The 24,571-nt window shown below is 43.6% G+C and carries 30 protein-coding genes and 1 other annotated feature; of the genes, 9 read left to right on the forward strand and 21 right to left on the reverse strand.

Annotated features, from left to right (window positions below):
• Nucleotides 1-106: 106 nt before the first annotated feature.
• The 8 genes from ACCB35_RS14040 to spoIIM all read right to left on the reverse strand — a co-directional run bounded on the left by ACCB35_RS14040 (nucleotide 107) and on the right by spoIIM (nucleotide 7,988).
• Nucleotides 107-1,273 (reverse strand): D-alanyl-D-alanine carboxypeptidase family protein, encoded by a 1,167-nt coding sequence (locus ACCB35_RS14040; protein ID WP_044340115.1) that lies wholly within the window; start codon nucleotides 1,271-1,273, stop codon nucleotides 107-109.
• A 488-nt stretch (nucleotides 1,274-1,761) separates the two neighbouring features.
• Nucleotides 1,762-3,066, reverse strand: a complete 1,305-nt coding sequence (locus ACCB35_RS14045; protein WP_374057027.1) for a pyrimidine-nucleoside phosphorylase — start codon at nucleotides 3,064-3,066, stop codon at nucleotides 1,762-1,764.
• A gap of 59 nt (nucleotides 3,067-3,125) precedes the next feature.
• A complete protein-coding gene (locus ACCB35_RS14050; RefSeq protein ID WP_374054219.1) occupies nucleotides 3,126-3,941 on the reverse strand; it encodes a purine-nucleoside phosphorylase in 816 nt (271 codons plus the stop codon).
• Nucleotides 3,942-4,042: 101 nt separating this feature from the next.
• Nucleotides 4,043-5,227: a phosphopentomutase gene (gene deoB / locus ACCB35_RS14055; protein WP_374054220.1), complete on the reverse strand. Its 1,185-nt coding sequence runs from the start codon at nucleotides 5,225-5,227 to the stop codon at nucleotides 4,043-4,045.
• Between the two features lie 208 nt (nucleotides 5,228-5,435).
• Complete coding sequence (gene xerD / locus ACCB35_RS14060) at nucleotides 5,436-6,329, reverse strand: site-specific tyrosine recombinase XerD (RefSeq protein WP_044340111.1); 894 nt, start codon at nucleotides 6,327-6,329, stop codon at nucleotides 5,436-5,438.
• Between the two features lie 6 nt (nucleotides 6,330-6,335).
• Complete coding sequence (locus ACCB35_RS14065) at nucleotides 6,336-6,563, reverse strand: YqzK family protein (RefSeq protein ID WP_374054221.1); 228 nt, start codon at nucleotides 6,561-6,563, stop codon at nucleotides 6,336-6,338.
• Between the two features lie 201 nt (nucleotides 6,564-6,764).
• Nucleotides 6,765-7,223, reverse strand: a complete 459-nt coding sequence (locus tag ACCB35_RS14070; RefSeq protein ID WP_044340109.1) for a Fur family transcriptional regulator — start codon at nucleotides 7,221-7,223, stop codon at nucleotides 6,765-6,767.
• Nucleotides 7,224-7,334: 111 nt separating this feature from the next.
• The gene (gene spoIIM, locus ACCB35_RS14075) at nucleotides 7,335-7,988 is read right to left on the reverse strand and encodes a stage II sporulation protein M (protein WP_044340108.1); all 654 of its coding nucleotides are present in this window, start codon (nucleotides 7,986-7,988) and stop codon (nucleotides 7,335-7,337) included.
• A 139-nt stretch (nucleotides 7,989-8,127) separates the two neighbouring features.
• On the opposite strand from spoIIM, the gene ACCB35_RS14080 reads away from it, so the two are divergent.
• Complete coding sequence (locus ACCB35_RS14080) at nucleotides 8,128-8,706, forward strand: GNAT family N-acetyltransferase (RefSeq protein ID WP_374054222.1); 579 nt, start codon at nucleotides 8,128-8,130, stop codon at nucleotides 8,704-8,706.
• A 54-nt stretch (nucleotides 8,707-8,760) separates the two neighbouring features.
• Here the strand turns inward: ACCB35_RS14080 and ACCB35_RS14085 are convergent, their stop codons facing one another.
• Entirely contained in the window at nucleotides 8,761-9,309 is a 549-nt protein-coding gene (locus tag ACCB35_RS14085; protein WP_374054223.1) for an NUDIX hydrolase, read from the reverse strand.
• 82 nt (nucleotides 9,310-9,391) lie between these two features.
• Here ACCB35_RS14085 and mciZ point away from each other — a divergent pair, with 82 nt between their 5' ends.
• Together mciZ and ACCB35_RS14095 are read left to right on the forward strand one after the other, a co-directional pair.
• On the forward strand, nucleotides 9,392-9,517 hold the full coding sequence (mciZ, locus tag ACCB35_RS14090; protein WP_044340105.1) for a Z-ring formation inhibitor MciZ: 126 nt from the start codon (nucleotides 9,392-9,394) through the stop codon (nucleotides 9,515-9,517).
• A gap of 79 nt (nucleotides 9,518-9,596) precedes the next feature.
• The gene (locus tag ACCB35_RS14095) at nucleotides 9,597-10,520 is read left to right on the forward strand and encodes an aldo/keto reductase (protein ID WP_374054224.1); all 924 of its coding nucleotides are present in this window, start codon (nucleotides 9,597-9,599) and stop codon (nucleotides 10,518-10,520) included.
• An 89-nt stretch (nucleotides 10,521-10,609) separates the two neighbouring features.
• Here the strand turns inward: ACCB35_RS14095 and ACCB35_RS14100 are convergent, their stop codons facing one another.
• From ACCB35_RS14100 to ACCB35_RS14115, 4 genes are all read right to left on the reverse strand, one after another.
• The gene (locus ACCB35_RS14100) at nucleotides 10,610-10,840 is read right to left on the reverse strand and encodes a YqkE family protein (RefSeq protein WP_082051340.1); all 231 of its coding nucleotides are present in this window, start codon (nucleotides 10,838-10,840) and stop codon (nucleotides 10,610-10,612) included.
• Between the two features lie 136 nt (nucleotides 10,841-10,976).
• Nucleotides 10,977-11,639, reverse strand: a complete 663-nt coding sequence (locus tag ACCB35_RS14105) for a CoA transferase subunit B (RefSeq protein ID WP_374054225.1) — start codon at nucleotides 11,637-11,639, stop codon at nucleotides 10,977-10,979.
• Between the two features lie 18 nt (nucleotides 11,640-11,657).
• A complete protein-coding gene (locus ACCB35_RS14110) occupies nucleotides 11,658-12,350 on the reverse strand; it encodes a CoA transferase subunit A (protein ID WP_044340101.1) in 693 nt (230 codons plus the stop codon).
• 38 nt (nucleotides 12,351-12,388) lie between these two features.
• Nucleotides 12,389-13,576, reverse strand: coding sequence for an acetyl-CoA C-acetyltransferase (locus ACCB35_RS14115; RefSeq protein ID WP_374054226.1), 1,188 nt, complete (start codon nucleotides 13,574-13,576; stop codon nucleotides 12,389-12,391).
• 174 nt (nucleotides 13,577-13,750) lie between these two features.
• On the opposite strand from ACCB35_RS14115, the gene ACCB35_RS14120 reads away from it, so the two are divergent.
• The 4 genes from ACCB35_RS14120 (at nucleotide 13,751) to ACCB35_RS14135 (ending at nucleotide 16,800) form a co-directional block, all read left to right on the forward strand.
• On the forward strand, nucleotides 13,751-14,653 hold the full coding sequence (locus tag ACCB35_RS14120) for a hydroxymethylglutaryl-CoA lyase (RefSeq protein WP_374057028.1): 903 nt from the start codon (nucleotides 13,751-13,753) through the stop codon (nucleotides 14,651-14,653).
• Nucleotides 14,654-14,711: 58 nt separating this feature from the next.
• Complete coding sequence (locus tag ACCB35_RS14125; protein ID WP_257141176.1) at nucleotides 14,712-14,843, forward strand: hypothetical protein; 132 nt, start codon at nucleotides 14,712-14,714, stop codon at nucleotides 14,841-14,843.
• A 119-nt stretch (nucleotides 14,844-14,962) separates the two neighbouring features.
• Nucleotides 14,963-15,889: an alpha/beta hydrolase gene (locus ACCB35_RS14130; RefSeq protein WP_374054227.1), complete on the forward strand. Its 927-nt coding sequence runs from the start codon at nucleotides 14,963-14,965 to the stop codon at nucleotides 15,887-15,889.
• A 23-nt stretch (nucleotides 15,890-15,912) separates the two neighbouring features.
• Nucleotides 15,913-16,800: an aminoglycoside phosphotransferase family protein gene (locus tag ACCB35_RS14135; RefSeq protein ID WP_374054228.1), complete on the forward strand. Its 888-nt coding sequence runs from the start codon at nucleotides 15,913-15,915 to the stop codon at nucleotides 16,798-16,800.
• A gap of 28 nt (nucleotides 16,801-16,828) precedes the next feature.
• Here the strand turns inward: ACCB35_RS14135 and ACCB35_RS14140 are convergent, their stop codons facing one another.
• Complete coding sequence (locus ACCB35_RS14140) at nucleotides 16,829-17,161, reverse strand: iron-sulfur cluster biosynthesis family protein (RefSeq protein WP_374054229.1); 333 nt, start codon at nucleotides 17,159-17,161, stop codon at nucleotides 16,829-16,831.
• A gap of 130 nt (nucleotides 17,162-17,291) precedes the next feature.
• Here ACCB35_RS14140 and ACCB35_RS14145 point away from each other — a divergent pair, with 130 nt between their 5' ends.
• Nucleotides 17,292-17,507 carry a CDGSH iron-sulfur domain-containing protein gene (locus tag ACCB35_RS14145; protein ID WP_034758155.1) on the forward strand — a complete coding sequence of 72 codons (216 nt, stop codon included), beginning with the start codon at nucleotides 17,292-17,294 and terminating at the stop codon, nucleotides 17,505-17,507.
• A gap of 50 nt (nucleotides 17,508-17,557) precedes the next feature.
• Here the strand turns inward: ACCB35_RS14145 and ACCB35_RS14150 are convergent, their stop codons facing one another.
• Nucleotides 17,558-17,890, reverse strand: a complete 333-nt coding sequence (locus ACCB35_RS14150; protein ID WP_374054230.1) for a YolD-like family protein — start codon at nucleotides 17,888-17,890, stop codon at nucleotides 17,558-17,560.
• A gap of 20 nt (nucleotides 17,891-17,910) precedes the next feature.
• Nucleotides 17,911-19,173, reverse strand: a complete 1,263-nt coding sequence (locus tag ACCB35_RS14155; RefSeq protein ID WP_374054231.1) for a UV damage repair protein UvrX — start codon at nucleotides 19,171-19,173, stop codon at nucleotides 17,911-17,913.
• Nucleotides 19,174-19,446: 273 nt separating this feature from the next.
• Here ACCB35_RS14155 and ACCB35_RS14160 point away from each other — a divergent pair, with 273 nt between their 5' ends.
• On the forward strand, nucleotides 19,447-19,749 hold the full coding sequence (locus ACCB35_RS14160) for an EthD family reductase (protein ID WP_374054232.1): 303 nt from the start codon (nucleotides 19,447-19,449) through the stop codon (nucleotides 19,747-19,749).
• Nucleotides 19,750-19,822: 73 nt separating this feature from the next.
• On the opposite strand, the gene ACCB35_RS14165 is transcribed toward ACCB35_RS14160, so the two are convergent.
• The 5 genes from ACCB35_RS14165 to ACCB35_RS14185 form a co-directional block, all read right to left on the reverse strand.
• Nucleotides 19,823-20,608: a glucose-1-dehydrogenase gene (locus ACCB35_RS14165; protein WP_374054233.1), complete on the reverse strand. Its 786-nt coding sequence runs from the start codon at nucleotides 20,606-20,608 to the stop codon at nucleotides 19,823-19,825.
• 12 nt (nucleotides 20,609-20,620) lie between these two features.
• Nucleotides 20,621-21,472 carry a GRP family sugar transporter gene (locus ACCB35_RS14170; protein ID WP_044340155.1) on the reverse strand — a complete coding sequence of 284 codons (852 nt, stop codon included), beginning with the start codon at nucleotides 21,470-21,472 and terminating at the stop codon, nucleotides 20,621-20,623.
• Between the two features lie 251 nt (nucleotides 21,473-21,723).
• Nucleotides 21,724-22,248 carry a hypothetical protein gene (locus ACCB35_RS14175; RefSeq protein WP_374054234.1) on the reverse strand — a complete coding sequence of 175 codons (525 nt, stop codon included), beginning with the start codon at nucleotides 22,246-22,248 and terminating at the stop codon, nucleotides 21,724-21,726.
• Between the two features lie 49 nt (nucleotides 22,249-22,297).
• Nucleotides 22,298-23,092, reverse strand: coding sequence for an SDR family NAD(P)-dependent oxidoreductase (locus ACCB35_RS14180; protein WP_374054235.1), 795 nt, complete (start codon nucleotides 23,090-23,092; stop codon nucleotides 22,298-22,300).
• A gap of 16 nt (nucleotides 23,093-23,108) precedes the next feature.
• Nucleotides 23,109-24,068: an MBL fold metallo-hydrolase gene (locus ACCB35_RS14185; protein WP_374054236.1), complete on the reverse strand. Its 960-nt coding sequence runs from the start codon at nucleotides 24,066-24,068 to the stop codon at nucleotides 23,109-23,111.
• Between the two features lie 266 nt (nucleotides 24,069-24,334).
• Nucleotides 24,335-24,558, forward strand: a binding site (T-box leader).
• The last annotated feature ends 13 nt before the right edge of the window (nucleotides 24,559-24,571 follow it).

The raw sequence follows: 24,571 nt of genomic DNA on the forward strand, positions 1-24,571 counted from the left end.
TCGTATAGTGAGTCATTTCGCTATTCTTTTAGTGAATTCCTTCTCCATGACAAAACTAGAAGGAATTCGTCATAATTAGAGGTTATTTTTATCAGTGATCACGGTTTTACTTCCCAACTTTCGTGAAAAGTCCAAAGGATTTTTTGTATAACTCCCACCAGCTTGCGTCTTTCACATTTTTCTTTGCAACGAGAGTGCTTTCCAACACTTTTTCTCCTTTGTTCATGATGACAAGGGTCCCGACTTTATCTCCTTTTTTGATAGGAGCCTTAAGGTCTTTAGAGAGTGTTATTTTCTTTTCTACTTTATCCAATTTTTCACCTTTTTGTGTTAACAGGGAAATAGGCTCTTCCGTCACTGCATCAACTCTGTTTTGTTTCCCTTTCGATACTTTCACTTGTGCCAGGGAGTCTCCTTTTTTGAATAGAGGTTTGGTTGAATACTGATTGAAGGCATAATCCAGCATTTTACTTACCTCGTTGTTCCGCTCTTTAGGCGTCGGTGCTCCGAACACGACAGCAATGACTCTCATATTATCTTTCTTCGCCGTTGCCGTTAAACAGTATTTCGCTTCATTTGTGAATCCCGTTTTCAGTCCGTCTACTCCGTCATAGAAACGAACCAATTTATTTGTATTCACCAACCAGAACTTTTTATCCGTATCTTCACGCAGGTACGATTCATAACTGCCTGTAAACTTGGTGATTCCTTCATATTTTAGAAGTTCCTTGGCCATCATGGACATATCATGTGCCGAACTATAATGATCTTTGGATGGTAATCCTGTCGGGTTTTTGAAATGAGTGTCTTTCAGTCCTAACTCTTGTACCTTTTTGTTCATCTTCTCAACAAAGGCTTCTTCACTTCCTGAAATATGCTCCGCCATGGCTACTGATGCATCATTGGCAGACCCGATCGCAATTCCTTTTAGCATTTCTTCGACAGACATGCTTTCACCTGGCTCCAGGAAAATTTGCGAGCCACCCATCGAAGCGGCATATTCACTTGCACGAACCTGGTCTTCCCACTTTATTTGACCTTTTTCAAGGGCTTCCATGATCAACATCATTGTCATAATCTTGGTCATGGATGCTGGTGCCAGCTTTTCATGGCTATTCTTCTCATATAATACCGTTCCAGTATCCCGCTCAATCAAAACGGCTGATTTCGCTACTTCAGCTAATTCCGATTTCTTCTCCTGGGCAAACCCCATTGAAGGAAACAAAAAAGCTGCTAAAACAAATGTAATGACTATATACGCAAAACGTTTCATCCAACTGTCCTCCAATCAAATCTCGTTTTAAATCAATACTCATAGACCCATTTTTTCCAACTGCATCATTTTTATACAAACATTGGTAAAAAAGTGGGGTTGGCCTATGGATGATAGGTTGTAAGTGATAATAATGGTTGAATGTTGGTTAAATTTGTAGGGTGATTCTTCAAAATGGGGATAGAACGATGTTTTTTTCTCAAAATCACTGAGATGCAGCGATTTGTCGGGAGAAATCAGCTCTTTTGAGTGGGAGAGAGTGCTATTGAAAGTAATTACGTCATTTGCATGAATAATTGCGTCAAAATTCAGTTTATTGCGTCTGTTTGAGATGGAATTGCGGCAATTTAACGTTAATTGCGTCTTCCACACCTGGAATTGCTGATTTTTCCATTATACGGTATCCGCATATCCCGTCAAATTCATAAAAAAGCCTCTGCCAAAAGAGGAATAATCCTCTTGGCAAAGGCCCCGATCAAAATTAAAAATCAACCCGTGATTTCAGTATGAATCAACGTAGGTGCTGTCACATGTTCAGATGTCACTTTGATGCTTTCATATAATTTTTCTTTTACGTTATCGATATTCTCATCATTGCTGTAAATGGTCACAAGTGAATCTCCCGCTTTGACCGAATCGCCAATTTTCTTGCGAAGTTCAAGACCAACCGCTAAATCGATAACAGAATCCTTGGTTGCACGGCCCGCTCCTAACCACATGGCAGCCGTCCCTACTGCATCGGCCACGATTTCTGATACATAGCCATCTTCTTTCGCTTCAAGCTCAACCTTATATTGCGCCTGTGGAAGTTTTGATGGATCATCCACAACGGATGGATCTCCACCTTGTGATTCCAGGAATACTTTAAAGTTCTCAAGAGCCGATCCATCTTCAATCGCTTTCTGTAATAGCGCTCTCGCTTCTTCCAATGTTGATGCTTTTTCAGCCAGGTATACCATATGACTTCCAAGAGTTAAGCATAATTCTGTTAAGTCTTCCGGACCTTCACCTTTTAACGTATCGATTGCTTCTTTCACTTCAACTGCGTTACCGATCGCGAAGCCAAGTGGCTGACTCATGTCGGAAATGACAGCCATAGTTTTTCTGCCAACGTTGTTTCCGATATTAACCATTGCTTTTGCAAGGTCTTTTGAATCGTCCAAGGTTTTCATGAATGCTCCGGCACCCGTTTTAACGTCAAGTACGATAGCATCAGCACCAGCAGCGATCTTTTTACTCATGATGGAACTTGCGATCAGAGGAATGCTATTGACCGTTGCCGTCACATCACGTAATGAATAAAGCTTTTTATCAGCCGGTGTTAAATTACCACTTTGTCCGATAACGGCTAACTTATTTTTGTTCACTAATCGGATGAATTCATCGTTTTCAATTTCCACATGGAAACCTTCGACGGACTCAAGCTTATCGATGGTTCCTCCGGTGTGTCCAAGTCCTCGTCCACTCATCTTCGCTACAGGTACTCCAACGGAAGCAACCAGTGGTCCGAGAACCAGGGTCGTTGTATCACCAACACCGCCTGTAGAATGCTTGTCTACTTTAATTCCTTCAATGGCAGACAGATCGATTTGATCTCCTGATTCAACCATTGCCATCGTCAGATCTGCTCTTTCTCTATCGCTCATGTCTTTGAAGAAGATGGCCATTGTCAGGGCACTTACCTGATAATCAGGGATACTTCCATCTGTATATCCTTCAACGATATATTTAATTTCTTCTGTAGAGAGTTCTTTACCTTCACGCTTCTTCTCTATTAAGTCAACCATTCTCATTGTATTCACCCGCTCCTCTAGTATTGTCAAAGGGAAGTACCTTTAGTTTCTAACAACTCTTAGATTGATTTCACGATCTCTTTTACATATGCCAGGAAGTTTGCACGAACCATTTCAGTTGTCTCCATCACTTCATCATGGGAAAGAGGTTGATCAAGGATACCTGCTGCCATATTAGAAATGCAAGAAATTCCGAGAACTTTGATTCCGCCGTGACGAGCGACAATCACTTCAGGTACAGTCGACATTCCAACCGCGTCTCCACCAAGCGTTCGAGCAAGACGGACTTCAGCAGGCGTTTCGTATGTAGGGCCAGTATTACCCACATACACACCTTCCTGCACTTCAATAGAAAGCTTCTCTGCGATTTCTTTCGCTTTTTGACGCAGTTCTTTACAATAGGCTTCTGACATATCCGGGAATCTTGGTCCTAAGCGGGAATCATTAGCCCCAATCAGTGGATTGCCACCCATATTATTAATATGATCCGTGATCAGCATCAAGTCCCCGGCCTTAAAGCTTTCATTCACTCCACCGGCTGCATTTGTCACGATTAAGACTTCGACGCCTAGTTCTTTCATAACTCGGACGGGAAATGTGACTTTATCGAATCCGTACCCCTCGTAGTAATGAAAGCGCCCTTGCATGGCTACGACTTCCTGACCCGCCAATTGACCGAACACAAGCTGCCCTGCGTGTCCTGCCACTGTCGAAACAGGAAAGTCAGGGATTTCTTTATAAGGTATTTTCACTGAATTTTGGATTTCATCAGCTAACACACCCAACCCTGAACCAAGGATGAGTCCGATTTTCGGTTGGCCTGTGTATTGGTTTTTTAAATGGTTTGCTGCATTTTGGATGTTTTCGTAATTCATGTTCATTACTCCTTTATTATCATTCAACGTAAAGAGGAGGAAACGGGCCGATGTTCCTGCACCTTCATCCCTCTCCCTTTCAATATTTATTCCAGGAATATCTATTTCAATTCTGATAAGAAACTTCGACCAAACTTCGGCATGGTCACATTAAAGTTGTCTGCCACGGTAGCGCCGATATCTGCAAATGTTTCAGAGATAGGCAGCTCTTTCCCTCCGTCAAAGCGTTTTGAGTATACAAGAAGTGGAACATATTCTCTTGTATGGTCTGTTCCTGGTGCGGTCGGATCGTTCCCGTGATCGGCTGTAATGATAAGAAGATCATCTTCCGTCATTTTTTCGAACACTTCAGGAAGACGTGCATCAAATTCTTCTAACGCCTTTCCATATCCTTCTGGATCGCGACGATGCCCGTATAAAGCATCGAAATCTACTAGATTCAGGAAGCTTAAGCCTGTGAAGTCTTGGTCGAATGATTGAATGAGTCCGTCCATTCCGTGCATATTATGTTTCGTACGAATCGATTCGGTCACTCCTTCGCCATTAAAAATATCGGAAATTTTACCAATGGCGATCACGTCAAACCCGGAATCCTTCAGTTCATTCATTACGGTACGGTTAAAAGGTTTTAATGCGTAGTCGTGACGGTTGGATGTACGTTTGAACTCGCCTGGTTCACCTACGAATGGACGGGCGATCACACGACCTACAAGGTATTCCTCTTCTTTCGTGATTTCACGGGCTATTTCGCAAATTTTATACTGTTCTTCAATTGGAATGATCTCTTCATGAGCAGCAATTTGAAGGACAGGATCAGCTGAAGTGTAGACAATGAGAGCTCCTGTTTCCATATGCTCTTTTCCTAATTCTTCAATAATCTCAGTTCCACTTGCAGGCTTATTTCCAATGATCGTTCTGCCTGTCTCAGCTTCAAGTTTTTGAATCAATTTTTCCGGGAACCCGTCTGGATACGTTTTGAACGGTTTATCAATATTCAAACCCATTATCTCCCAGTGCCCAGTCATCGTGTCTTTTCCAACTGAAGCTTCCTGCATTTTCGTGAAGTATGCTAACGGCTTGTCAGCTTTTTCAATTCCTTTCACTTCTTTTATATTGGAAAGTCCAAGTTTTCCGATATTGGGCATGTTCAGCCCATTCATATGTTCAGCGATATGTCCAATCGTATCCGTTCCTTTATCATTGAATAATTCAGCATCAGGCGCTTCACCAATTCCCACTGAATCCATGACGATTAAATGAACTCTTTTGTATGTATAGTTACTCATTCAAGTAAACCTCCTATATGTTGTTCCTTATTTAAAAAAGCGGTTACATTTTTAATCTATAATCGTATCTTACCCTTATCTGCATTATAGCAATCGACAGGATTTAACGTCAGAAGTCTGACATCTACATTCTACTTTTTCCTTTCAAAAAAAACAAGAGAGATCCCTTAAAGAATACTATTTTCTTTAAGACATCTCTCTTCAACTTTTAAGCCCGCGGATGAAATTGTGAGTATACATCCTTTAAGCGTGTTTTCGTTACATGTGTATAGATTTGGGTGGTGGAAATATCTGCATGACCGAGCATTTCCTGGACGGCTCTTAAATCTGCACCATTCTCCAATAAATGGGTAGCAAACGAGTGCCTAAGCGTGTGAGGAGTTAGATCCTTCTCAATATTGGCCTTCTTGGCAAGAGCTTTTAAGTTCTTCCAGAAACCTTGTCTTGTCAAACCCTTTCCATGATGATTTAAAAATAGATGATCGTCCCGGTGCTTCTTGCTTCTCAATTTCAACCGGGAATCTTGCAGGTAATTCTCAAGAACATTCATTGCTGTCTGTCCGATGGGGATAATACGCTCTTTGTTCCCTTTCCCGATACATCGTACAAAACCCATGGTCAAATGGACGTCATCTAATTTAAGTTGAATGAGCTCACTTACCCTGATTCCGGTCGCATAGAGGATTTCAAGCATCGCTTTGTCCCTCATGCCAAGGGGGGTAGATTCCTCAGGGGCTTCAAGTAAAGCCTCCACTTCAGCGATGCTCAATATCTTCGGAAGGGTACGCTCTGTTTTCGGAGTCTCAATATGGACAGTCGGATCTTGTTCCGTCGTCTTCTCCCTTAATAAAAATTGATGAAAAGATCTGATTGATGCCACATGGCGGGCAACTGTCTTAGAGGATTTCCCCTGGTTTTTTAAGTATCCGAGAAATTGGACAATATTCATTCTCGAAACGGCGTTCAGTTCCGATACTTCCTCAACCTTTGTTAAGTATAGTGCATAATTCTTTAAGTCACGCTGATACGACTCGATCGTATTCTTTGCCAGTCCTTTTTCTACTATTAAAAAATGCATGAAATCTTGAATATGGTCCTCCACACTGCATTACTCCCCGTTCATATAAAAAAATAGTAACCGATCATACCAATGGCTTTCTTCATCGGTCACAGAAGAATATACCTTTACTGCCGCTCCCTCTGGTTCATCATATCTGTGATAACCTTCATATTCCTCACTGATCCACATGATACCATAGTAAAACAAAATCGTTGATCCAGTAAATAAAATAAACACTTTAATGGTTTGCCACACCATTTTAAATCCTTTTATCATTATGTCGTCCTCCATATTCATTGGTACTTTTCCAGCACGTCTATTAATACAAGCTATGACGTTTTTAAACTGTTTTATACCTTATGGAGTTATAAACTGTGAAAATTTCTATTCAAATATGAAAAAAGCCTTAAAGAGTATGTATGGGATGTTTCAAGAGTGAAACAACGACAGGAGTCTTTAAGGCTTTCAGGCATCATATTATTCTTCTGGGTCCTCTTCTTTATCCTGGCATCTCGAACAAATGCCATGAAAGGTAAGGCGGTGATCTTTTATTTTAAACTTCCAATCTCGTTCAACAATCGTTTCCACGTCTTCTAAGAGATCTTCTTGAATTTCATCGACCGCTCCACATTCAATGCATACTAAATGATGATGAAAGTGGGCTGCCCCTTCTTGTCTGAGATCATAACGGGACACACCATCGCCAAAATTGATTTTATCTACAATTTTCAGTTCAGATAGCAATTCCAACGTACGATATACGGTTGCCAGTCCGATTTCCGGAGATTTTTCCTTAACGAGGAGGTATACATCTTCGGCGCTTAGGTGATCTTCTTCATGTTCTAATAACACGCGTACCGTTGCTTCGCGCTGTGGCGTAAGCTTGTAGCTGGCAGAATGAAGTTGTTTTTTTATTCGTTCAATACGGCTTTCCATGGTCCTCTCCTCCCTCGTCAATGTCTTTACTATTATATCAAAAAGGGAGGAATAAGCAAAATAAAATTATTATAATTAAACAAATAAAACCATTCTTATGTAAGAATGGTTTTATTTTATTTTCGAAATAACCGCTTCCATTAAATTGGGGGAAAGATAAGCCTCTATACTGGCTGCAATCGTGACAATCCCGATTGCTACCACCAAAAAAATCACGTATCTGGATAAGAACGGAATCATTTGAAACTGCATCGATGAAGTCTGCCTCATGAAAATCTTTCGAATCAACGTAAGGGAGAAATTGGCGCTGATCGCTCCTATGAAAATAAACGCCGGAATAATAATGATATTTTGCGGTAAGACGCTGACAAAGGATAATAAAAACCCGCTCCACCCCATTTGATTCACCAGGAATCCAACCGAAAACCCCACTACTACACCCTTCATAAATAATAGAACGAAGATGAGGGGGAGTCCGATAATCGAGATGCCCAGTAACCACATCAACCCGAGGTACTTTACATTATGAAGGAAACTCTGACGGAACAATTCTTCCGCTGACGTCATGCTCCCATCTTCCATTTCGGTGAAGAACTTACTTAAATAGAAATACAGGTCTTCCTTTTGGGCAAAAGACAATGAGTTGACCACGATTGCTCCAAAAATGATCCCCATTAGAAACAACGTTATGATAAATAAATAGATTGAGGAATGTGCTTGTACATGTTGAACGAGTGGATTTGAATTTGATATTTTTTTGCGCATCACAGTGCTCCTCCTAGACATCGATTACTAAACTATATGTAGGGAGGGACACGTTTATTCTCCTCTCTTCTATTCTATTGAACTTCCATGGAGATGAACGTATAATCATATAAACCTTATTATGGAAGTGGAGGAATACATGATGAAAAATCCAAGTCTAATCGAGTTTCCTGATCGGATCGAAACTCCCCGCCTTTACATCAGACCGTGCATGCCCGGTGACGGATCCGACGTGTTTCGCGCCATCTCCGAATCAAGGAATGAATTCAAACCGTGGCTTCCCTTCGCCCGTAAAGAACAAACCCTTGAAGACGTGGAAGCCGGGATCCGGCATTCCTATGGGGAATTCATCAAAAAAACCGACATACGACTACATATATACTTGAAAGAGTCAAATGAATTTGTTGGATCGACTGGACTTCACCGCATCGATTGGGACGTACCCAAAGTGGAAATCGGATATTGGCTATACACGAAGCACACAAAAAAAGGCTATATGGCTGAAGCCGTGAAGGCGTTAACCCATTTCGCCCTGCACGACCTTTCCTGTAAGCGGGTGGAGATTCGTTGCGATGAGAGAAATACCGGTTCACGGAGGGTACCTGAAACACTGGGCTTCATGCTTGAAGGAATCATAAGGCATGATCGTCTAGATGAGAGCGGGACAGAGACACGTAATACGTGTGTTTATTCTCTGATTCCCGGTGACCTCGATTAAGATTGGATCACTGCATGAAAACAGGACAGCCTATTCAGGCTGTCCTGTTTTCTCTTATTTTACAAACTTCTGAAGTTGCAGATATTGAACAGCATAAGCCGTTTTTGCATCGTAAATGCGCTGTTCCTTTATTAGCTGCGCCGCTTCCTCGACTGTCACTTCAATCAACTCCACAAATTCATCTTCATCGGTTTCTTTCGATTCCTGAATCGGATAAAGATCGTGGGCGATATACAAGTGAACGAGCTCATCCGCAAATCCGGGAGACGTGTAAAACGATATCAGATGCTCCAGGTTGTCACAGCCGTAGCCCGTTTCTTCTTCCAATTCACGAAGGGCGGTTTTATCCGGTTCTTCCCCCGGCTCAAGTTTTCCTGCAGGAATTTCGATGATGGATTTCTCCAGTGCTTTGCGATATTGCTCTACCATGACAAGTTTCCCCTCTGGTGTTAACGCAATAACGGCAACAGCCCCAGGATGCTTAATCAGTTCTCTCTTGGAAGTCTTTCCATTGGGTAGCTCTACTTCATCCACATGAAGATCAATGATTTTCCCTTGATAGATCGTTTCCGTTGTGATCGTCTTTTCTTCAAATTTTTTCATCGTTCAACTCTCCTTGTTCTGTCATTGACCTTGTCCTCATACATTTTACCATATCCCATTCGAGGAACGAGGTGAAAGCCCCTTGAAGGTAATTGCTGAAAAAAACCGGATCATCCTGGTAGGGAAGGCATGGGAAATCAGGGCGAAACTAAAGCAATATAATCAGACTTACGCCACGGTGAAGGAATGGATTGAAGCCAATCGTTGAAACCAGCCGTTTCTTTTGTTTATTCATCCCGACTTTCGTTAATATAATAGAGAGTGCTAATGTCGAAAGGACGGATACAATGGAAAAAAGACAAATAGGAAACTCGGATTTATTTGTATCAAAAATGGGACTCGGTTGTATGTCACTCGGAACCGAACAGAAAGCTGCCAAGGAAATTGTGCAACATGCTTTAAAAAATGGGATCAATTATCTCGATACTGCTGATTTATATGACTTTGGTCAAAATGAAGAGATTGTGGGGAAAGCCATCCGTGAGGTCCGTGATGACGTTATTCTTGCCACAAAGGTAGGAAATCGCTGGGATGACGTGGAAGATGGCTGGCGCTGGGACCCTTCCAAATCCTATATCAAGTCTGCTGTTAAGAAAAGCTTATCCCGCATGAAAGTAGACTATATCGACCTTTATCAGCTTCATGGCGGGACGATTGAAGATCATTTTGAAGAAACGATCGAGGCTTTTGAAGAATTAAAGAGTGAAGGTTTGATTCGCCATTATGGAATCTCCTCCATTCGGCCGAATGTCATTAAGCGATTCCTGAAGAGTTCTTCCATTGAAAGCGTGATGATGCAGTACAGCTTACTGGATCGCCGTCCTGAAGAATGGATGGACTTGCTGGATGAGAACAAAGTGGGCGTCATTGCCCGGGGGCCTTTGGCAAAAGGACTACTATCGGAAAAGATGCTTTCCAAAGCTTCTGCCAAAATGAAAGAAAACGGGTATCTCGACTATTCTTATCAAGAGCTTCAAGAGACGATAGAGTCCATTCATGGAAAAATGGGAGACACCCGTTCAATGAACGAACTTGCCCTTCAATATGATCTCGCCCATGATTCGGTCGCTGCCGTGATTCCCGGGGCAAGTTCTATCCAACAGCTTCAGGAGAATATCGATGCTGTGAATGCATCACCATTATCTCCTGAGGAGGTAGACATGCTTAAACAGCTGACAAAGTTATCCCGTTATGAGCAGCACAGGGAATAATGTGCAAAAAATAAGCAGGTCAGGGTTATTCATTCCCTGCCTGCTTATTTTTTTGTCCGCTTGATGAGGCACTACTTCCACATCTCTCATCAATCCTTGTAATTCTTCCAATTCATATTGCTTTCATTCAGTAGCTCTTCAAAACTCTTATTCTTTTCCCGCTGCTTTTTCTCTTCTATTTTACGAAGACGCTCTTCTTCTTTTTTCACAGACTCTACTTTTTCAAGTTCTTCCTTCTTTTGCTTTAATTGTTCGAAGAGATCCTGGTTGATTGAATTCTTTAATGTCAATTCTGCTTCCTGTTTCTTTTTCTTGGACATGTGGTGATTCCCCCTATCTGTCATAGTTATAAATCTTTTTTTGAATATAGTCAAAGTTGAGGGTTTGGGATTTACTCCACTAAAAATAAAAAGCCGGCCAAAAGGAGTGTCCATCCCTTTTAACCAGCTCTCAACATTAATAGGCTTCCAGTTTCACGTCTTCATCAACGATCAACGTCGCATCCGTGGATGATTGGATGTCTTCCACAGAGAAGCCGTCCGCTACTTCACGAAGCAGTAAGCCTTCATCCGTGACATCCATCACAGCGCGATCCGTGATGATCCGGTGCACAACGCCTTTTCCTGTCAGTGGCAAGGTGCATTCTTTCAGGATCTTACTTTCACCTGCTTTATTGACATGCTCCATGATGACGATAATACGCTGGGCTCCGTGAACGAGATCCATCGCTCCGCCCATACCTTTGATCATTTTCCCAGGGATCATCCAGTTGGCAAGGTCACCGTTTTCGGCTACCTCCATTCCACCCAGGATGGCGATATTGATATGTCCTCCGCGAATCATCCCGAATGACTCCGAACTATCAAAGTAAGAGGAGCCTGGAATGGCTGTAACGGTTTCTTTCCCTGCGTTGATGAGGTCTGCATCTACTTCTTCTTCGGCTGGATATGGTCCTATTCCGAGTAATCCATTTTCAGATTGAAGTACAACCTGTTTGTTTTCTGTGATATAGTTGGCTACCAGTGTAGGCATCCCGATTCCTAAGTTGACATAGAAACCATCTTCAATTTCCTTTTCCGCTCTTCTTGCTATTCTTTCACGCATTTTGGCACGATCCATCCCGTTCCACTCTCCCTTCTATGCTTGTTTTACTGTTCTTCTTTCAATGCGTTTTTCTTGCTCAGCTTGAATCAGTCGCTGCACGTATATGCTTGGTGTATGAACTTCATTCGGATTGATGTCCCCGATTTCAACAAGCTCTTCTACCTCGGCAATCGTCACTTTTCCTGCAGCCGCGATCATCGGGTTAAAGTTTTGAGCCGTTTTGTTGTAGATCAGATTCCCCATCTTATCGGCCTTCCACGCTCTAACAAGGGAGAAATCTGCTGTGTAGGCTTCTTCCAGCAAATATTCTTTTCCATTAAATGTGCGTGTTTCTTTCCCTTCGGCTACCGGTGTCCCGACTCCCGCCGGCGTGTAGAATGCAGGAATCCCTGCTCCCCCGGCGCGGATCTTCTCAGCAAGCGTTCCTTGAGGAACCAATTCCACTTCCAGCTCACCAGATAGGACCTGTCTTTCAAATTCTTTGTTTTCCCCGACATAGGAGCCTATCATTTTATCAATCTGCTTATTTTTCAATAATAAACCTAAGCCCCAGTCGTCTACACCACAATTATTTGAAATGACGGTCAGGTTTTTCACACCTTTTTCTACAAGGGCAAGAATGAGTTTTTCAGGGATCCCGCACAGACCGAATCCTCCAACCATTAAAGTGGCTCCATCGTGGATGTCTGCCACCGCTTCGTCATATGAAGTGTACACTTGTTTCATTGTATTCCCTCCTCGAATCTAGTTTTCGCGGTCTTTACTTATTTGTGAAGTTCAACGACAGTTGCAACGCCCTGTCCCCCACCGATGCAAAGGGTAGCGAGACCGTTCTGGACGCCTCTTTTCTTCATTTCATGAATCAGCGTCACAAGAATCCGCGTTCCACTTGCTCCAATCGGATGGCCCAGCGCGATGGCTCCCCCATTCACATTGAGGGCATCCCTTTTGAATTGAAGTTCTTTATCCACCGCTAATGATTGGGCGGCAAATGCTTCATTTGCTTCAATTAATTCCATATCCTCAATCGTCAGCTTTGTTTTTTCCAATACCTTCTTAACCGCAGCAACAGGACCGATCCCCATAACGCTTGGATCGACACCGGCATTGGCGTTCCCTTTGATCGTCACCAGTGGCGTGATGCCCAGTTCATCGGCTTTCTTCTTCGACATGACGACAACGGCAGCAGCCCCATCATTGATGCCGGATGCATTTCCTGCTGTTACACTGCCATCTTTTTTGAATGCAGCCCGAAGACCGGAAAGCTTCTCGGCAGTCGACCCTTTACGGGGGAATTCATCCTGCTTGAATACCACAGGGTCTCCTTTTCGCTGAGGGATATGTACCGGGACAATTTCATCATCAAATCGGCCGGATTCAATGGCAGCAGCAGCCTTTTGCTGGCTCCAGGCCGCAAATTCGTCCTGTTCTTCCCTTGTAAGAGAATAACGGTCACATAGATTTTCTGCCGTCACACCCATATGATAATCATTAAAGGCACACCATAAGCCGTCGGAGATCATGCTGTCGACCACCTTCTGGTCACCCATTTTGTATCCTTCTCTTGCTCCTTTTAGTAAATATGGAGCCTGACTCATATTTTCCATTCCACCTGCAACGATGATATCTGCATCCCCGGAAAGGATGGCCTGCGTTGCCAGGTGGACCGTTTTCAATCCTGATCCACACACTTTATTGATGGTCAAGGCCGGTACATGCTCAGGCAGTCCCGCTTTGATGGATGCTTGACGGGCCGGATTTTGACCTAACCCTGCCTGCAACACATTCCCCATGATCACTTCGTCTACATCGGCTCCATTTAAACCAGCCTTCTCTAAAGCCTCTTTAATCACAATCGCTCCAAGTTCCGAAGCTGAAATGCCTTTTAATGATCCGTTAAAACTTCCGATGGCTGTGCGTACTGCACTGACAATGACGACTTCATTCGACATCTTTCTTCCTCCCTTTCTCTTCTGACTGATCGATTTGCACGTATTTACCTTTAAAAACAGTTCCACTTTAACTCATTCTATGTAAGCGGTTAAATTCCTCTAAATTTGTCAAAAAATTTTTATATTGATTTATATGTCGAAATTTTCTTAAAATGAAGAGGGAGGAGTGAAATGATGCATTTACCTAAAAAAGCTACGATTATTGAAGTTGGCCCGAGAGACGGGTTGCAAAATGAAAAGAATTTTGTCCCGACGGACGTGAAAAAAGAATTTATCCTTCGCTTGAAACAAGCGGGAATCAAGGAAATGGAGCTGACTTCGTTTGTTTCTCCAAAATGGGTTCCGCAAATGCAGGATGCCAGTGAGATTGTCGACTCCTGCATGACAATCGATTCCCGGGATATTGTTCTTGCTCCTAATCAAAGAGGGATTGAACGGGTCTATGAAACAGGCTGCAGGTCCGTGGCAGTATTCGTAGGCGTAAGTAACACCTTTAATCAGAAAAACATCAACAAGACAACGAATGAAGCCCTTGAGGGCCTGGCTCCTCTTATTTCTGGGCTGAAAGAACGGGGCTACTTCGTAAGAGCCTGTATCTCTACCGCTTTCTACTGTCCATATGAAGGAAAAATCTTACCGGAGGACACCCTTTCTCTATGTAAGAAATTTGTTTCTTTAGGTGTGGACGAATTAAGTGTCGCTGATACGATTGGTCAAGCTAATCCTTTAGAAGCCCATGATCTGTTTGCTTTGCTGAAACAGGAATTACCCCACACATTACTGACAGCGCATTTCCATGACACACGGAAGATGGCACTCGCTAATATCCTAGCGTCGCTGCAAGCGGGGATCGACCGCTTCGACACTTCCGCCGGGGGACTCGGGGGCTGTCCTTTTGCCCCTGGTGCAACAGGGAATGTAGCGACTGAGGATGTAGTGTACATGTTGGAAGAAATGGGGATTTCCACAGGTGTGGATCCCGAGAAGCTTGCAGTGGCCATTGAGCTTGTGAAGCCCCATGTCAGCCGCCCGATTGAAAGCGGTTACTACCGCCTGTATGAATTGAATCAATCGTGAATACGTCCCCTCTTCTTAGAGCATTCTATACCAGATAACCCTTAAGGAGATGAGTCACATGAGCCAAAAACGCGATAAAGGATTCAGTCAAAAAGGAAAACCCAATGCAGATACAGTTTCACATACCATAGCGAAAGAAGAACTGGATAAAGCCATTCATCCTACTAAAGGACAAAATGCTAAATCGTAAGTTCCATACCTGAAAAGGTGTCTCTCCCAGAGGCACCTTTTTTATTTCCCCTTCAAAATTCCTCTTTTTTCCTTCATTTGCTACAATATGAGTAAATGATTTTCCCAGAGGTGATGACGATGAGAAAAAAACTGGCGATCCTGGGCGGAACCCTTTCCTCTATCGGTCTGCTTGGCGTTTATATTACCAATCGATTTATGTATTTACCGAAAAAAGGGGATGACTTCATCCGGGCACGTGAAACGGAATCTACCCGGCTGATTGAAGAGGAATATGACTCCCTTCCTAAAGAAGAGGTGCTGATCCCTTCCCGATACGGTTATGACATTAAAGCGGTCTTCGTGAAGCCCCACCCCCATAATAAATTCATGATCTTTTCCCATGGTGTGACGGAAAATAAATGGAACTCGATCAAATATATGAATCTCTTCCTCAAACAGGGATTCAATGCCGTGATTTATGACCACAGGCGTCATGGGGAATCCGGCGGGAAGACGACAAGCTACGGATATTTTGAAAAATATGATCTAAAGGCCGTGGTGGATGAGCTGATCCGTCGTGAAGGGGAGGATGTCTTCTTCGGAATCCATGGGGAGTCCATGGGTGCAGCCACCCTGCTCCTTTATGCCGGCAGCGTGGAAGACCGGGCGGATTTTTACATTGCCGACTGTCCTTTCTCCGACTTTGGTGAACAGCTCTCTTACCGCATGAGTGTAGAAGTGAAGATGCCTGCAAGATTCCTTCTTCCCCTCGTCAATCGGACGCTAAAGCTCCGGCAAGGGTATACTTTAAAGGATTTATCACCTATTTCGGTTGTCCAAAACATCCAAAAGCCCGTGTTATTCATTCACAGCAAAAATGATGACTTTATCCTGCCTCAAATGACAAAGGAGCTGTTCGAAAAAAAGCAGGGCCCAAAGGAGCTTTTCCTCGATTTCCACGGGACCCACGCCCAATCGTATAATGACAATCCTGAACAATACGAAGAGCTGATCCAACGGTTTCTAAAACAATTTGTGCTAAACGAAAAGGATGTTGTCTCTTGATTCCTGCTGATTTCAAATCAAAAATGCAAACCATGTATGGCGAGTCAGGTGCAGGGTGGCTTTCGAACGTGGAAGAGCTGCTGCTGTCCTTAAAGAATCGGTTCCACCTAACCTACGGTGAGCCTTATTCATTGAGCTATAACTTTGTGGTACCGGTCCAGATCGGGAATGAACGGGATGCCGTTCTGAAGGTCGGATATCCGAACAACGATTTTTCCAATGAGTTTCATGCGCTTCGGGATTTCCAAGGGAAGGGCATGGTGGAGGTCATAGATTTTCATAAGGAAGAGGGATGGATTTTATTAGAGCGCCTGATCCCTGGAACTCCCCTGCACTCCGTTATGGATGAAGTAGAGGTCCTGCATGTGTTCTCCCGTGTGGCCGAGCGACTCTGGCATCGGCCTGTCAGCTCTCATCCCTACCCTACGGTCCACTCCTGGTCAGAAGGAATCGGCCGGCTCCGTGAAAGATTCAAGGGAGGAAGCGGGCCCATTCCTGAAGAGCTCGTCTTGAAAGCTGAAGACCTTTTTCCTGAGTTGCTCGGTACTTCCACAGATCTCTTTCTCTTGCACGGTGATCTTCATCACGGGAATATACTCTACTCGGAGTCTTCAGGATGGACGGCCATCGATCCAAAAGGACTCATCGGCGAGCGGGAATATGACTGCATTCAGTTTATGTTGAATGAATGGAAGAAATGGGAGGTGCCTTTGGAGCTGCTCCGATACAGGACCCGGACTATCGCTTGCCTTCTTTCCCTCTCTTATGGGCGTTTGATCCGATACGGGTTCTGTCATTCGATTCTTTCTGCGTCCTGGTCTGTAGAGGATGGATGGGGTGGATGGAAAACCGGGGTTTCTATGGCCATGATGTTTGACGAGTTGATGAGGGAAAATGAGCTGACCCTTTGATCTAACTAAGAGTCAGCTTCGTTTCTTTTCATTCCCCTGGAAACATCAGAAAGTTCATTCTCCCATTTATGATCTGCCCCGGGCTTTTTAATTGGAATGTATTGCTTTGCGAAGAAAAATCAATCTTCAGTTCTTCATCAAGAAAGACCATTTTTGACTTTTCTACAAGGATCGGTAAGGTGTTGGTTTCTATTTTTATATCTTCACCTTTAACTGGTTGATGGACAAACCATAAGGTAGGAATGCCGCTCACCACACAGCCGCAGCCTTCTGTATCGTATTTTAATTTCAGGTGACCCTTTTGTGTCCCGATTTTATCTTGAATCTTTCGGGTTGCTTCGTTCGTTAGTTGGATTTTCATTCGACGACCTCCTCTGTCCCTTATCCTATCATATTTCATTTGATTCCTTTAGAATATTGCTTTTTTACTCTTTTCACCTTACTATCGATAGTGGGGATTCTTTTGTATTTTCTAGAAAGGGTGGGTTTTCATGACAAAAGCTCAAATTAAAGTGAATGATAACGGTTCTTTTCGCGTAAGCGGCGATGTGGAACTGATTGATGCCGACGGAAATGTATTTCCAACTAAACAAGTGTTTACTCTTTGCCGCTGCGGTTTATCAACCAACATGCCGTTTTGCGACGCTTCTCACAAAGGGAAATTTGAATCATGTGTGCGTGCCGAAAAGGTATTGGACGAAGAATGAATGCTACGAAAAGAGAGACTTCACCCGAAGTCTCTCTTTTCATTGGAACATCAATCAAAAAAGCGAATGTCCACGATGCTTGCAAGCGGAATATAGTGTACGTCTTCGAACCTGTCTACGACGTGGAGCTTCCCATCCAGCGGGTCGGCATGATGAACGGTTCCAATCGATAATTGATGACGATGCTTCGTGTAGTGGGTAATCGATACCATTCTACCAAACTCCATCGCCTCTGCCACGACTTCATTCATCCTGTCCAGCTCCTGCTCGTCAAGTTCGATCCTCTTTTCGTACGTATCTTCCTTTGCCCAATCCCTTAAGAGTTTCACATGCTCGGGCAGCATCATGGATGTCCATTTGATTCTTCCTCGATCGCGGATCAATACTCTCACCTCTCTATTCCTTACGATTTATGTCCGCCCACCAGACGGGCACGATGCCTTGCTGTCCCGGCTTCCGTATAGGAAACCGCGCGGAGCAGGGCGCCTGACCCGTATTTGTTCCGGATGCGATCCACTACATACCCAAGTTCCCGCCTTTCCCAGCGGTCCGGTTCGAAAAGTGAAACCTGCAGCGCCCCGTCCTCTACGATATTCGAAAGGGCGATGTTGATTTTCCGTACGGTTTTTCCATTGTAATTTTCTTCGAATAATTCCAGGCAGACCCGGTACAGATCCATGGTGATGTTGGTCGGTTCCTCTATCGTCCGTGACCGGTGGAACCCCCCGCCGAATTCTTCGTGGCTGTAGCCAATCCCAAAGCTGATGGTCCTGCCTGCCTTGCGGTGGGTCCGGGCGCGTCTTGCGACTTCTTCGCACATTTCTAAAATGACGCGTTTGATTTCTTTTTTCTCCTTATAGTCCCGCAGTAGAATCTGCCCCTTGCCGAAGCTGACCTGCCCATCCATGATCGGGGCCCCGATTTCAGATAGATCCACCCCCCATGCATGGTAATAAAGCTGATTGCCCATCACACCGAACTTCGCCTCAAGCTTTTCCAGGTCATACTTCGCCAATTGGCCGATAGAGAAAATGCCCATGCGATTGAGGGTCTTCTCAAGACGTCCGCCTATCCCCCACATTTCACGGAGTGGTGACAGTGGCCACAGCTTTTCAGGGACGTCTTCATATGTCCACTCGGCAACCCCCTTTTTCTTTGCTTCAAGATCCAGGCACAGCTTGGACAAGAGCATATTGGGTCCGATTCCTATGGCGCATGGAAGCTGAAATTCCCTTTCCATATCATCTTTGATTTTGCGGGCGATGGTGGTCGCGTCTCCCCAGAGACTCGTCGCTCCATCAATCTTGATGAAGCTTTCATCCACGCTGTACGTATGGATGGCATCCTTCGGCACATAACGATGAAACAGGCGGGTCAGCTCCGTGGAAATCCGGACATACGTCGCCATTTTCGGCTCTACAAGCCGGATGCGCGGGTCGTTTGGAATTTCAAACATCCGCGACCCCGTTTTGATCCCAAAGTCCTTCTTCATCCTGGGCGAGGCCGCCAGCACAATACTTCCCTGCCGACTTTTATCCCCGACTACAGCCAAGTGGCATTCAAGGGGATCCAGCCCCTCCATGACAGCCGAACAGCTAGCATAAAAGCTCTTCATATCGATGCACAAAATCTTGTGGTGTGGCAGCACACTGTAATCGACAGTCATATCTTCGTCCTCCATTTTACCTAAGTAGAACAAACGTTCTCATATAGTATATCTATGATTTTAACCGAATATACGTTCCCTTTCAACTTAAATAAATGGAAACCGAGAGAATAAAAAGAAAAGCGGAGGCGGCTTGGGAAGGCCCGACAAGCCCTAAAAGTGAAACACGAGTCAGATTATGTCGATATTTTTGTCATGAAATACATAGTCGTATTTTCCTATAATTGCTAAAATTCAAATGAACACACATTAACAGGACTAGGGAGGCGTAACATGGCGAAAGTGATTGTGATGTATGAAAAACCGAAGGATCAGGAAGCGTTCGAGGAATATTACTTCAACACCCATATGCCGATCGCAGGAAAGGTACCTCATGTAAAAAATGCGAATGTACAGCGGGTATTATCCAATCAAAATACGGATTTGTCGCTCTATTTAGTAACGGAGATCGAGTTTGAAAACAAAGCGGATATGAAAGAGGCCTTCAAGTCAGAAGAGTGGAAAGCAGTCGGAGATGACGTTCCCAACTTCATGAAATACTTAGAAAAACCACCAATCATCACCATAGTGGATTAAAAATACTTACACTCAAAATACAATGGAAAAGGCCAAAATCACTTGGTGATTTTGGCCTTTTCCTATTTATGCATCAGCCTTTTCCGGCTTGGAATCCCGGATATTTCGTCATGCCCCCATCGGCAATGAGTGTCGTTCCGGTAACGTAGCTTGCCTGATCGGAGGCGAGAAAAGCCGCGCAGGAAGCAACCTGTTCGGGTTCCCCGATATACCCCATGGGAATGAGCTTTTCCACTCCCTTTTTCTTTTCGGGATCGGAAAATTTCTCGGCATTGATGGGTGTATCAATGGCACCCGGAGCAATATTGTTTACCCGGATTCCATCCGGTGCGAATTCTAATGCAAGACTTTCCATTAATAATTTCACCCCACCCTTACTGGCTGCATAGTGAGCAAAGTGGGGCCAAGGGATGATTTCATGCACGGAAGAAACATTGATGATCGATCCCTTGATTTTGTGCTCGAGCATGTATTTCGCCGCTTCACGGCATCCAAGAAATGTGCCTGTTAAGTTCGTATTGATGACCCTTTGCCAATCTTCAATTGGCAGGTTTTCAGACGGAACTTCATTTTCGATCCCCGCATTATTCACGTAGAGATCAAGACGGCCATACGTATCGTGGGCAAAGCGGACAAAACCCTGAACGTCTTCTTCTTTTGACACATCCCCCTGAATGATGGAGGCGGTCCCCCCGGCTTCTTCAATTTCCTTTACCAGTTCTTCAGGATTTTCTTCTTCTTTAAAATAATTGATGACCACCTTACAGCCTTCACTGGCAAACCGTTTGGCAATCGCCTTCCCTATGCCTGTGGCAGCCCCCGTGATAATGACAACCTTACCCTTTAAATCTGAATACATTTTCATTCCTCCTTAATCTTTCGTGAAGCCTAATAGAACGCCACCGATAATGATCAGAATACATCCTGCAATAACAAGAAGAATCTGCTTCCTGGATTTCTTTTCACCTAAGAAAAACAAACCTCCAAGGGTAGAAATGACGATTCCCGTCTGGGACAGGGAGAAGCTTGTAGCCACTCCGATGCGGGGAAGGGCTAGAAGCAATCCCAGATTCCCCGATGCCCACATAAGACCGGTTAAAATATTGCGTATAGTATATTTTGTAAAGGGCTTATGCCTGAAAGTGATGACAACGGCCCCGATGAACATTCCGATCGCCTGTGGTAAAATGGCTTCCCAGCCGTCAATATCAAACCATCTTAAAATGACGACATAGGCTATGTATCCACAGCTGGATAGCAATAAAGTCAGTAAACCCTTTTTAAGCTGAGATTGATCATCACCCTCGGATTTTTGAGTGAACGAGGTTAATATAACACCAATAATAAGAGCTAAAACGGCCCCGCTTCCGAGGAGGATCGTCTCAGTTGTTTTCCATTCTTTAAACACTAAAACGCCAAAAAGAGTCGTTCCAATCAGCTGCATTCCCGTTGAAATCGGAACGGTTTTCGCAACTCCGATGAACTTTACACTCGCTAACTGATTGACTTGACCGACTGCCCAGAAGACGCCTGAAATGAAGCCGATCCCCCAAACAAATAACGTCAATTCCGGGGATTTGATGAAGAAAACGCCTATGGCAAACAGCAAGGAACCAATGGTGATTCCAACCGTTTGGCTATAAGCATTCCCTCCAAGTTTTACACTTACAAACACAAGACTCCCCCATGCTATTGCGGGGATCAGGGCCAAAAGAATCCCTATCATACATCCACATCCTTTTTCCAACAATAGTAATAGTTTTCCTCTGAAACAAAAATTCTAGCCGTTTAGGCTAGAAAATCATAAATATTTGCCGCTCCATGATGCATACCCTTATTTTATCCGGTGTAATCTCAAGGTGAGGTGGAAATATGGGCCGTCTCGTAACGAAAACGATCCTGGATCAGCTGGAATAAAAGCATTTGATCACAAAGAAGAAAGCATTGGTTTATAAACCAACGCTTTCTTCTTTGTCATTTTGTAGATGTATGAATGGGCACGATCACCCGGTCATTGTCCACATTCACAATGACGTGTACATCTCTGTTAATGGAGAGGTCTTTGAATCGTAATGAATATAAGCCTGTGGGATTTTTTTCAATGGATTGTATAACGACTTGTGAAAATCGAGGGTCTTTCATGACTAATGTAACGGCGCGTTCTTCGGTTTTACTTTGTTGATCCGTCAGAAAAATCAATAGATCGGCAGAAGCTCTGCGAGGGAATGACTCCTGGAGCTTACCATTAAATGTCACATTTATTTTTTTCCCGATTTGAATATCTTCTTTATGTAGTTTTTTTTCCTTATCTGTCTTCATGACGGTTTGGTCATCAAAAGAAAACCAAACATCATTGATAAGCACTTGATTGCTTTCGATCTGGGTAACAAAGCCTATGAGATTTGCGCTGGCTTGAGATGTATTTACAGATGTCGAAGACCCGCAGCCAGTGAATAGAAAAAAGAAACAAAGTATCAAAACAGACAAACTCTTCTTCATAGACTCCCCCCTTATTAGATTAGACGGACGAAAGCATGATTAGGTTTCACTATTTTTTGAAAAAAAGGGTATTTCCTACTTTCTCTACAAAAGATGGGAATAATTGATAGAACACACTACCCATATTCATCCATCTGGGCAAATTAATTTCCCGCCTGTTGGTAAAAAGGGACCCTACCACCTTTTGAGCGACTTCTTTCGGATCAAGCATATACTTTTCCACATTTTTAACATATGTCCCGGATTCATCGGCAATGGAGAAAAAGTCTGTGGCTATCGGACCAGGATTAACCGCTGTCACCTTTACCCCGTATCTTTTGGCTTCCATTCTCAGGCTATTTGTATATCCTAATACAGCATGCTTAGAGGCAGAGTACGCACTCGACTTTGGTGAAGCGAACTTACCTGCCTGAGAGGCGATGTTGATGATATGACCAGAACCTTGTTGACGCATATAAGGAAGGACTGCTCCGGTACATGCCATAAGCCCAAGGACATTCACATCCATCATTCCCTTTACATCCTGAAATGATGTTTGATGTGCTTCCTGGAATATCCCATAGCCTGCGTTATTGATCAAGGCGTGAATCGCTCCAAAGTCCTTCAGGATGGTGGTAAAGGTGCGTGGGATTTCGTCGTAATCCGTTACATTTAAAGGATATACTGCTACTTTACAATTGAATTCTGCTGTCAGCTTTTCTTTTAATGATTCCAGGAGATGTACACGGCGAGCAATCAAAGCAAGATTCCCGCCATTTTCTGCTACTTTAATGGCCATTTGTTCCCCGATTCCTCCAGAGGCACCGGTAATCACAATGGTTTTTCCTTTTATTCTACTGTTCATTTATCGTCACATCTTTCTAGGCAAAATAATGATAGATTCCATCATGCATTTCTTTCTTTATGTAGTGAAGAGATTCCAGGTAGTCTAATTGCCCGATTGTTTCAGACAGAGTCAGACCAAGTTCTTTTCGATATACGGAAGGAAATAATGTCTTACATATGTCGAATACGGTCAGGCGGTTACCTTTGACCATTTCCAGCACACCTCGTGCTCTTTCATCCTGTTTCCCTAATCGCCTCGGAATTAACCCGTGAACATCCTCAATATTGTCCCCATGACCTGTGTAGGCAAGGGAAATGGGAATATCCAATAACTTTTTCAAAGACGCATTGTATTGTAGCAATGGCTTTGAACGTTCGCGGTCCCCTTCAAAAGGAGGTTCAATGAGTGGATTAGGGGAAATATTCGCGAGTATATGATCTCCGGCTATCAACACACCGTCCCTCTCCCGGTAAAAGGATAAGTGACTCTGAGCATGTCCTAACGTTTCAATGACCGTCCAATCTTCCATTCCGGGAATGGTGTCCCCTTCTCTTATTTCATGATCTAATTTTCGATCCCCCATAAATTTCAAAGGACTCTTAAATGTATGAATGGACTGAAGATACTCTTTAGGCAATCCAGATTCAATGGACAATTGAAGGAAAAACCGATCATACACTTCATGAAAATAGTCGTCGCGATGCAGCCAAAACTTGTTATAGTTGTGCCCAAATATTTTAATAGAGGAAGAGAACCGATCGAGTAGCCCGGCATGATCCGGATGATGATGGGTCAGAACGATTTGTTCAATATCGTGAGGTGTATAACCTAAAAGGGACAATTGCTCGGTCAGTTGTAACCAGGCTGTATCTGTAAGGGGGCCAGCGTCCACCAATGTCAAGGCGTCCCCCTTCACTAAATAAACATTCACATCTCCTACTGCAAAAGGAGTGGACAGCGTAATTTTTGCGATATTATTCACTAAGGTTGTCATATTTTCACCACATTCTTCATAATAAAAAAGGAGAGGCACACAAAAGATCGGACCCACGTGCTTTTCCCGTCTAGAAATTCATTACTCTTACGTTAACAGAAAATGAATGACTCTTCATTTAATAGTGTACATTTTTTCCTAACAAATGTCATTTTTAAATTGATTGAATAGACTGAAATAAACACTTGACAAATATGCGATCTTTCTATGATAATCACCTATAATATACGTTTACTATCCGTAAGTAATTTTACATAACACTAAAAGAAAAAGCGATGATAAAGACTAGTAATGAATAGATGATGTTAGAGATCGGTGCTCACCGGCTGAAAGGCACCGTCGTCCTCTCTATTTATGAACCTGCCTTTTGAGCGTCTTAAAGCAGAACGTTTTCCAGCGTTACTTGGAACTAAAAGTGTGTTCATTTCATCAATTGAGGGGTGAACAAAACAAGGTGGTACCACGGAAGAGAGACCCTTTCGTCCTTTATGGATGAAGGGGTC

This window comes from Rossellomorea sp. FM04394 (genome assembly GCF_041889765.1).
GTDB lineage: Bacteria > Bacillota > Bacilli > Bacillales > Bacillaceae_B > Rossellomorea > Rossellomorea aquimaris_B.

Bases quoted from the DNA above. Each gene is read 5' to 3' on its own strand.
- ACCB35_RS14105 (WP_374054225.1), bottom strand. From the start codon at position 11,639: ATGGATCGTGCCAAAATGCGTGAAAGAATAGCAAGAAGAGCGGAAAAG.
- ACCB35_RS14140 (WP_374054229.1), bottom strand. From the start codon at position 17,161: ATGAAAATCCAACTAACGAACGAAGCAACCCGAAAGATTCAAGATAAA.
- ACCB35_RS14100 (WP_082051340.1), bottom strand. From the start codon at position 10,840: ATGTCCAAGAAAAAGAAACAGGAAGCAGAATTGACATTAAAGAATTCA.
- ACCB35_RS14145 (WP_034758155.1), top strand. From the start codon at position 17,292: ATGACAAAAGCTCAAATTAAAGTGAATGATAACGGTTCTTTTCGCGTA.
- ACCB35_RS14175 (WP_374054234.1), bottom strand. From the start codon at position 22,248: ATGAAGAAGAGTTTGTCTGTTTTGATACTTTGTTTCTTTTTTCTATTC.
- ACCB35_RS14180 (WP_374054235.1), bottom strand. From the start codon at position 23,092: ATGAACAGTAGAATAAAAGGAAAAACCATTGTGATTACCGGTGCCTCT.
- ACCB35_RS14095 (WP_374054224.1), top strand. From the start codon at position 9,597: ATGGAAAAAAGACAAATAGGAAACTCGGATTTATTTGTATCAAAAATG.
- ACCB35_RS14135 (WP_374054228.1), top strand. From the start codon at position 15,913: ATGCAAACCATGTATGGCGAGTCAGGTGCAGGGTGGCTTTCGAACGTG.
- ACCB35_RS14125 (WP_257141176.1), top strand. From the start codon at position 14,712: ATGAGCCAAAAACGCGATAAAGGATTCAGTCAAAAAGGAAAACCCAAT.
- ACCB35_RS14130 (WP_374054227.1), top strand. From the start codon at position 14,963: ATGAGAAAAAAACTGGCGATCCTGGGCGGAACCCTTTCCTCTATCGGT.
- spoIIM (WP_044340108.1), bottom strand. From the start codon at position 7,988: ATGCGCAAAAAAATATCAAATTCAAATCCACTCGTTCAACATGTACAA.
- ACCB35_RS14120 (WP_374057028.1), top strand. From the start codon at position 13,751: ATGCATTTACCTAAAAAAGCTACGATTATTGAAGTTGGCCCGAGAGAC.
- ACCB35_RS14155 (WP_374054231.1), bottom strand. From the start codon at position 19,173: ATGACTGTCGATTACAGTGTGCTGCCACACCACAAGATTTTGTGCATC.
- ACCB35_RS14115 (WP_374054226.1), bottom strand. From the start codon at position 13,576: ATGTCGAATGAAGTCGTCATTGTCAGTGCAGTACGCACAGCCATCGGA.
- ACCB35_RS14045 (WP_374057027.1), bottom strand. From the start codon at position 3,066: ATGAGAATGGTTGACTTAATAGAGAAGAAGCGTGAAGGTAAAGAACTC.
- ACCB35_RS14185 (WP_374054236.1), bottom strand. From the start codon at position 24,068: ATGACAACCTTAGTGAATAATATCGCAAAAATTACGCTGTCCACTCCT.
- ACCB35_RS14085 (WP_374054223.1), bottom strand. From the start codon at position 9,309: ATGAAAAAATTTGAAGAAAAGACGATCACAACGGAAACGATCTATCAA.
- ACCB35_RS14165 (WP_374054233.1), bottom strand. From the start codon at position 20,608: ATGTATTCAGATTTAAAGGGTAAGGTTGTCATTATCACGGGGGCTGCC.
- deoB (WP_374054220.1), bottom strand. From the start codon at position 5,227: ATGAGTAACTATACATACAAAAGAGTTCATTTAATCGTCATGGATTCA.
- ACCB35_RS14070 (WP_044340109.1), bottom strand. From the start codon at position 7,223: ATGGAAAGCCGTATTGAACGAATAAAAAAACAACTTCATTCTGCCAGC.
- ACCB35_RS14160 (WP_374054232.1), top strand. From the start codon at position 19,447: ATGGCGAAAGTGATTGTGATGTATGAAAAACCGAAGGATCAGGAAGCG.
- ACCB35_RS14050 (WP_374054219.1), bottom strand. From the start codon at position 3,941: ATGAATTACGAAAACATCCAAAATGCAGCAAACCATTTAAAAAACCAA.
- ACCB35_RS14040 (WP_044340115.1), bottom strand. From the start codon at position 1,273: ATGAAACGTTTTGCGTATATAGTCATTACATTTGTTTTAGCAGCTTTT.
- ACCB35_RS14080 (WP_374054222.1), top strand. From the start codon at position 8,128: ATGATGAAAAATCCAAGTCTAATCGAGTTTCCTGATCGGATCGAAACT.
- ACCB35_RS14065 (WP_374054221.1), bottom strand. From the start codon at position 6,563: ATGATAAAAGGATTTAAAATGGTGTGGCAAACCATTAAAGTGTTTATT.
- ACCB35_RS14110 (WP_044340101.1), bottom strand. From the start codon at position 12,350: ATGAAACAAGTGTACACTTCATATGACGAAGCGGTGGCAGACATCCAC.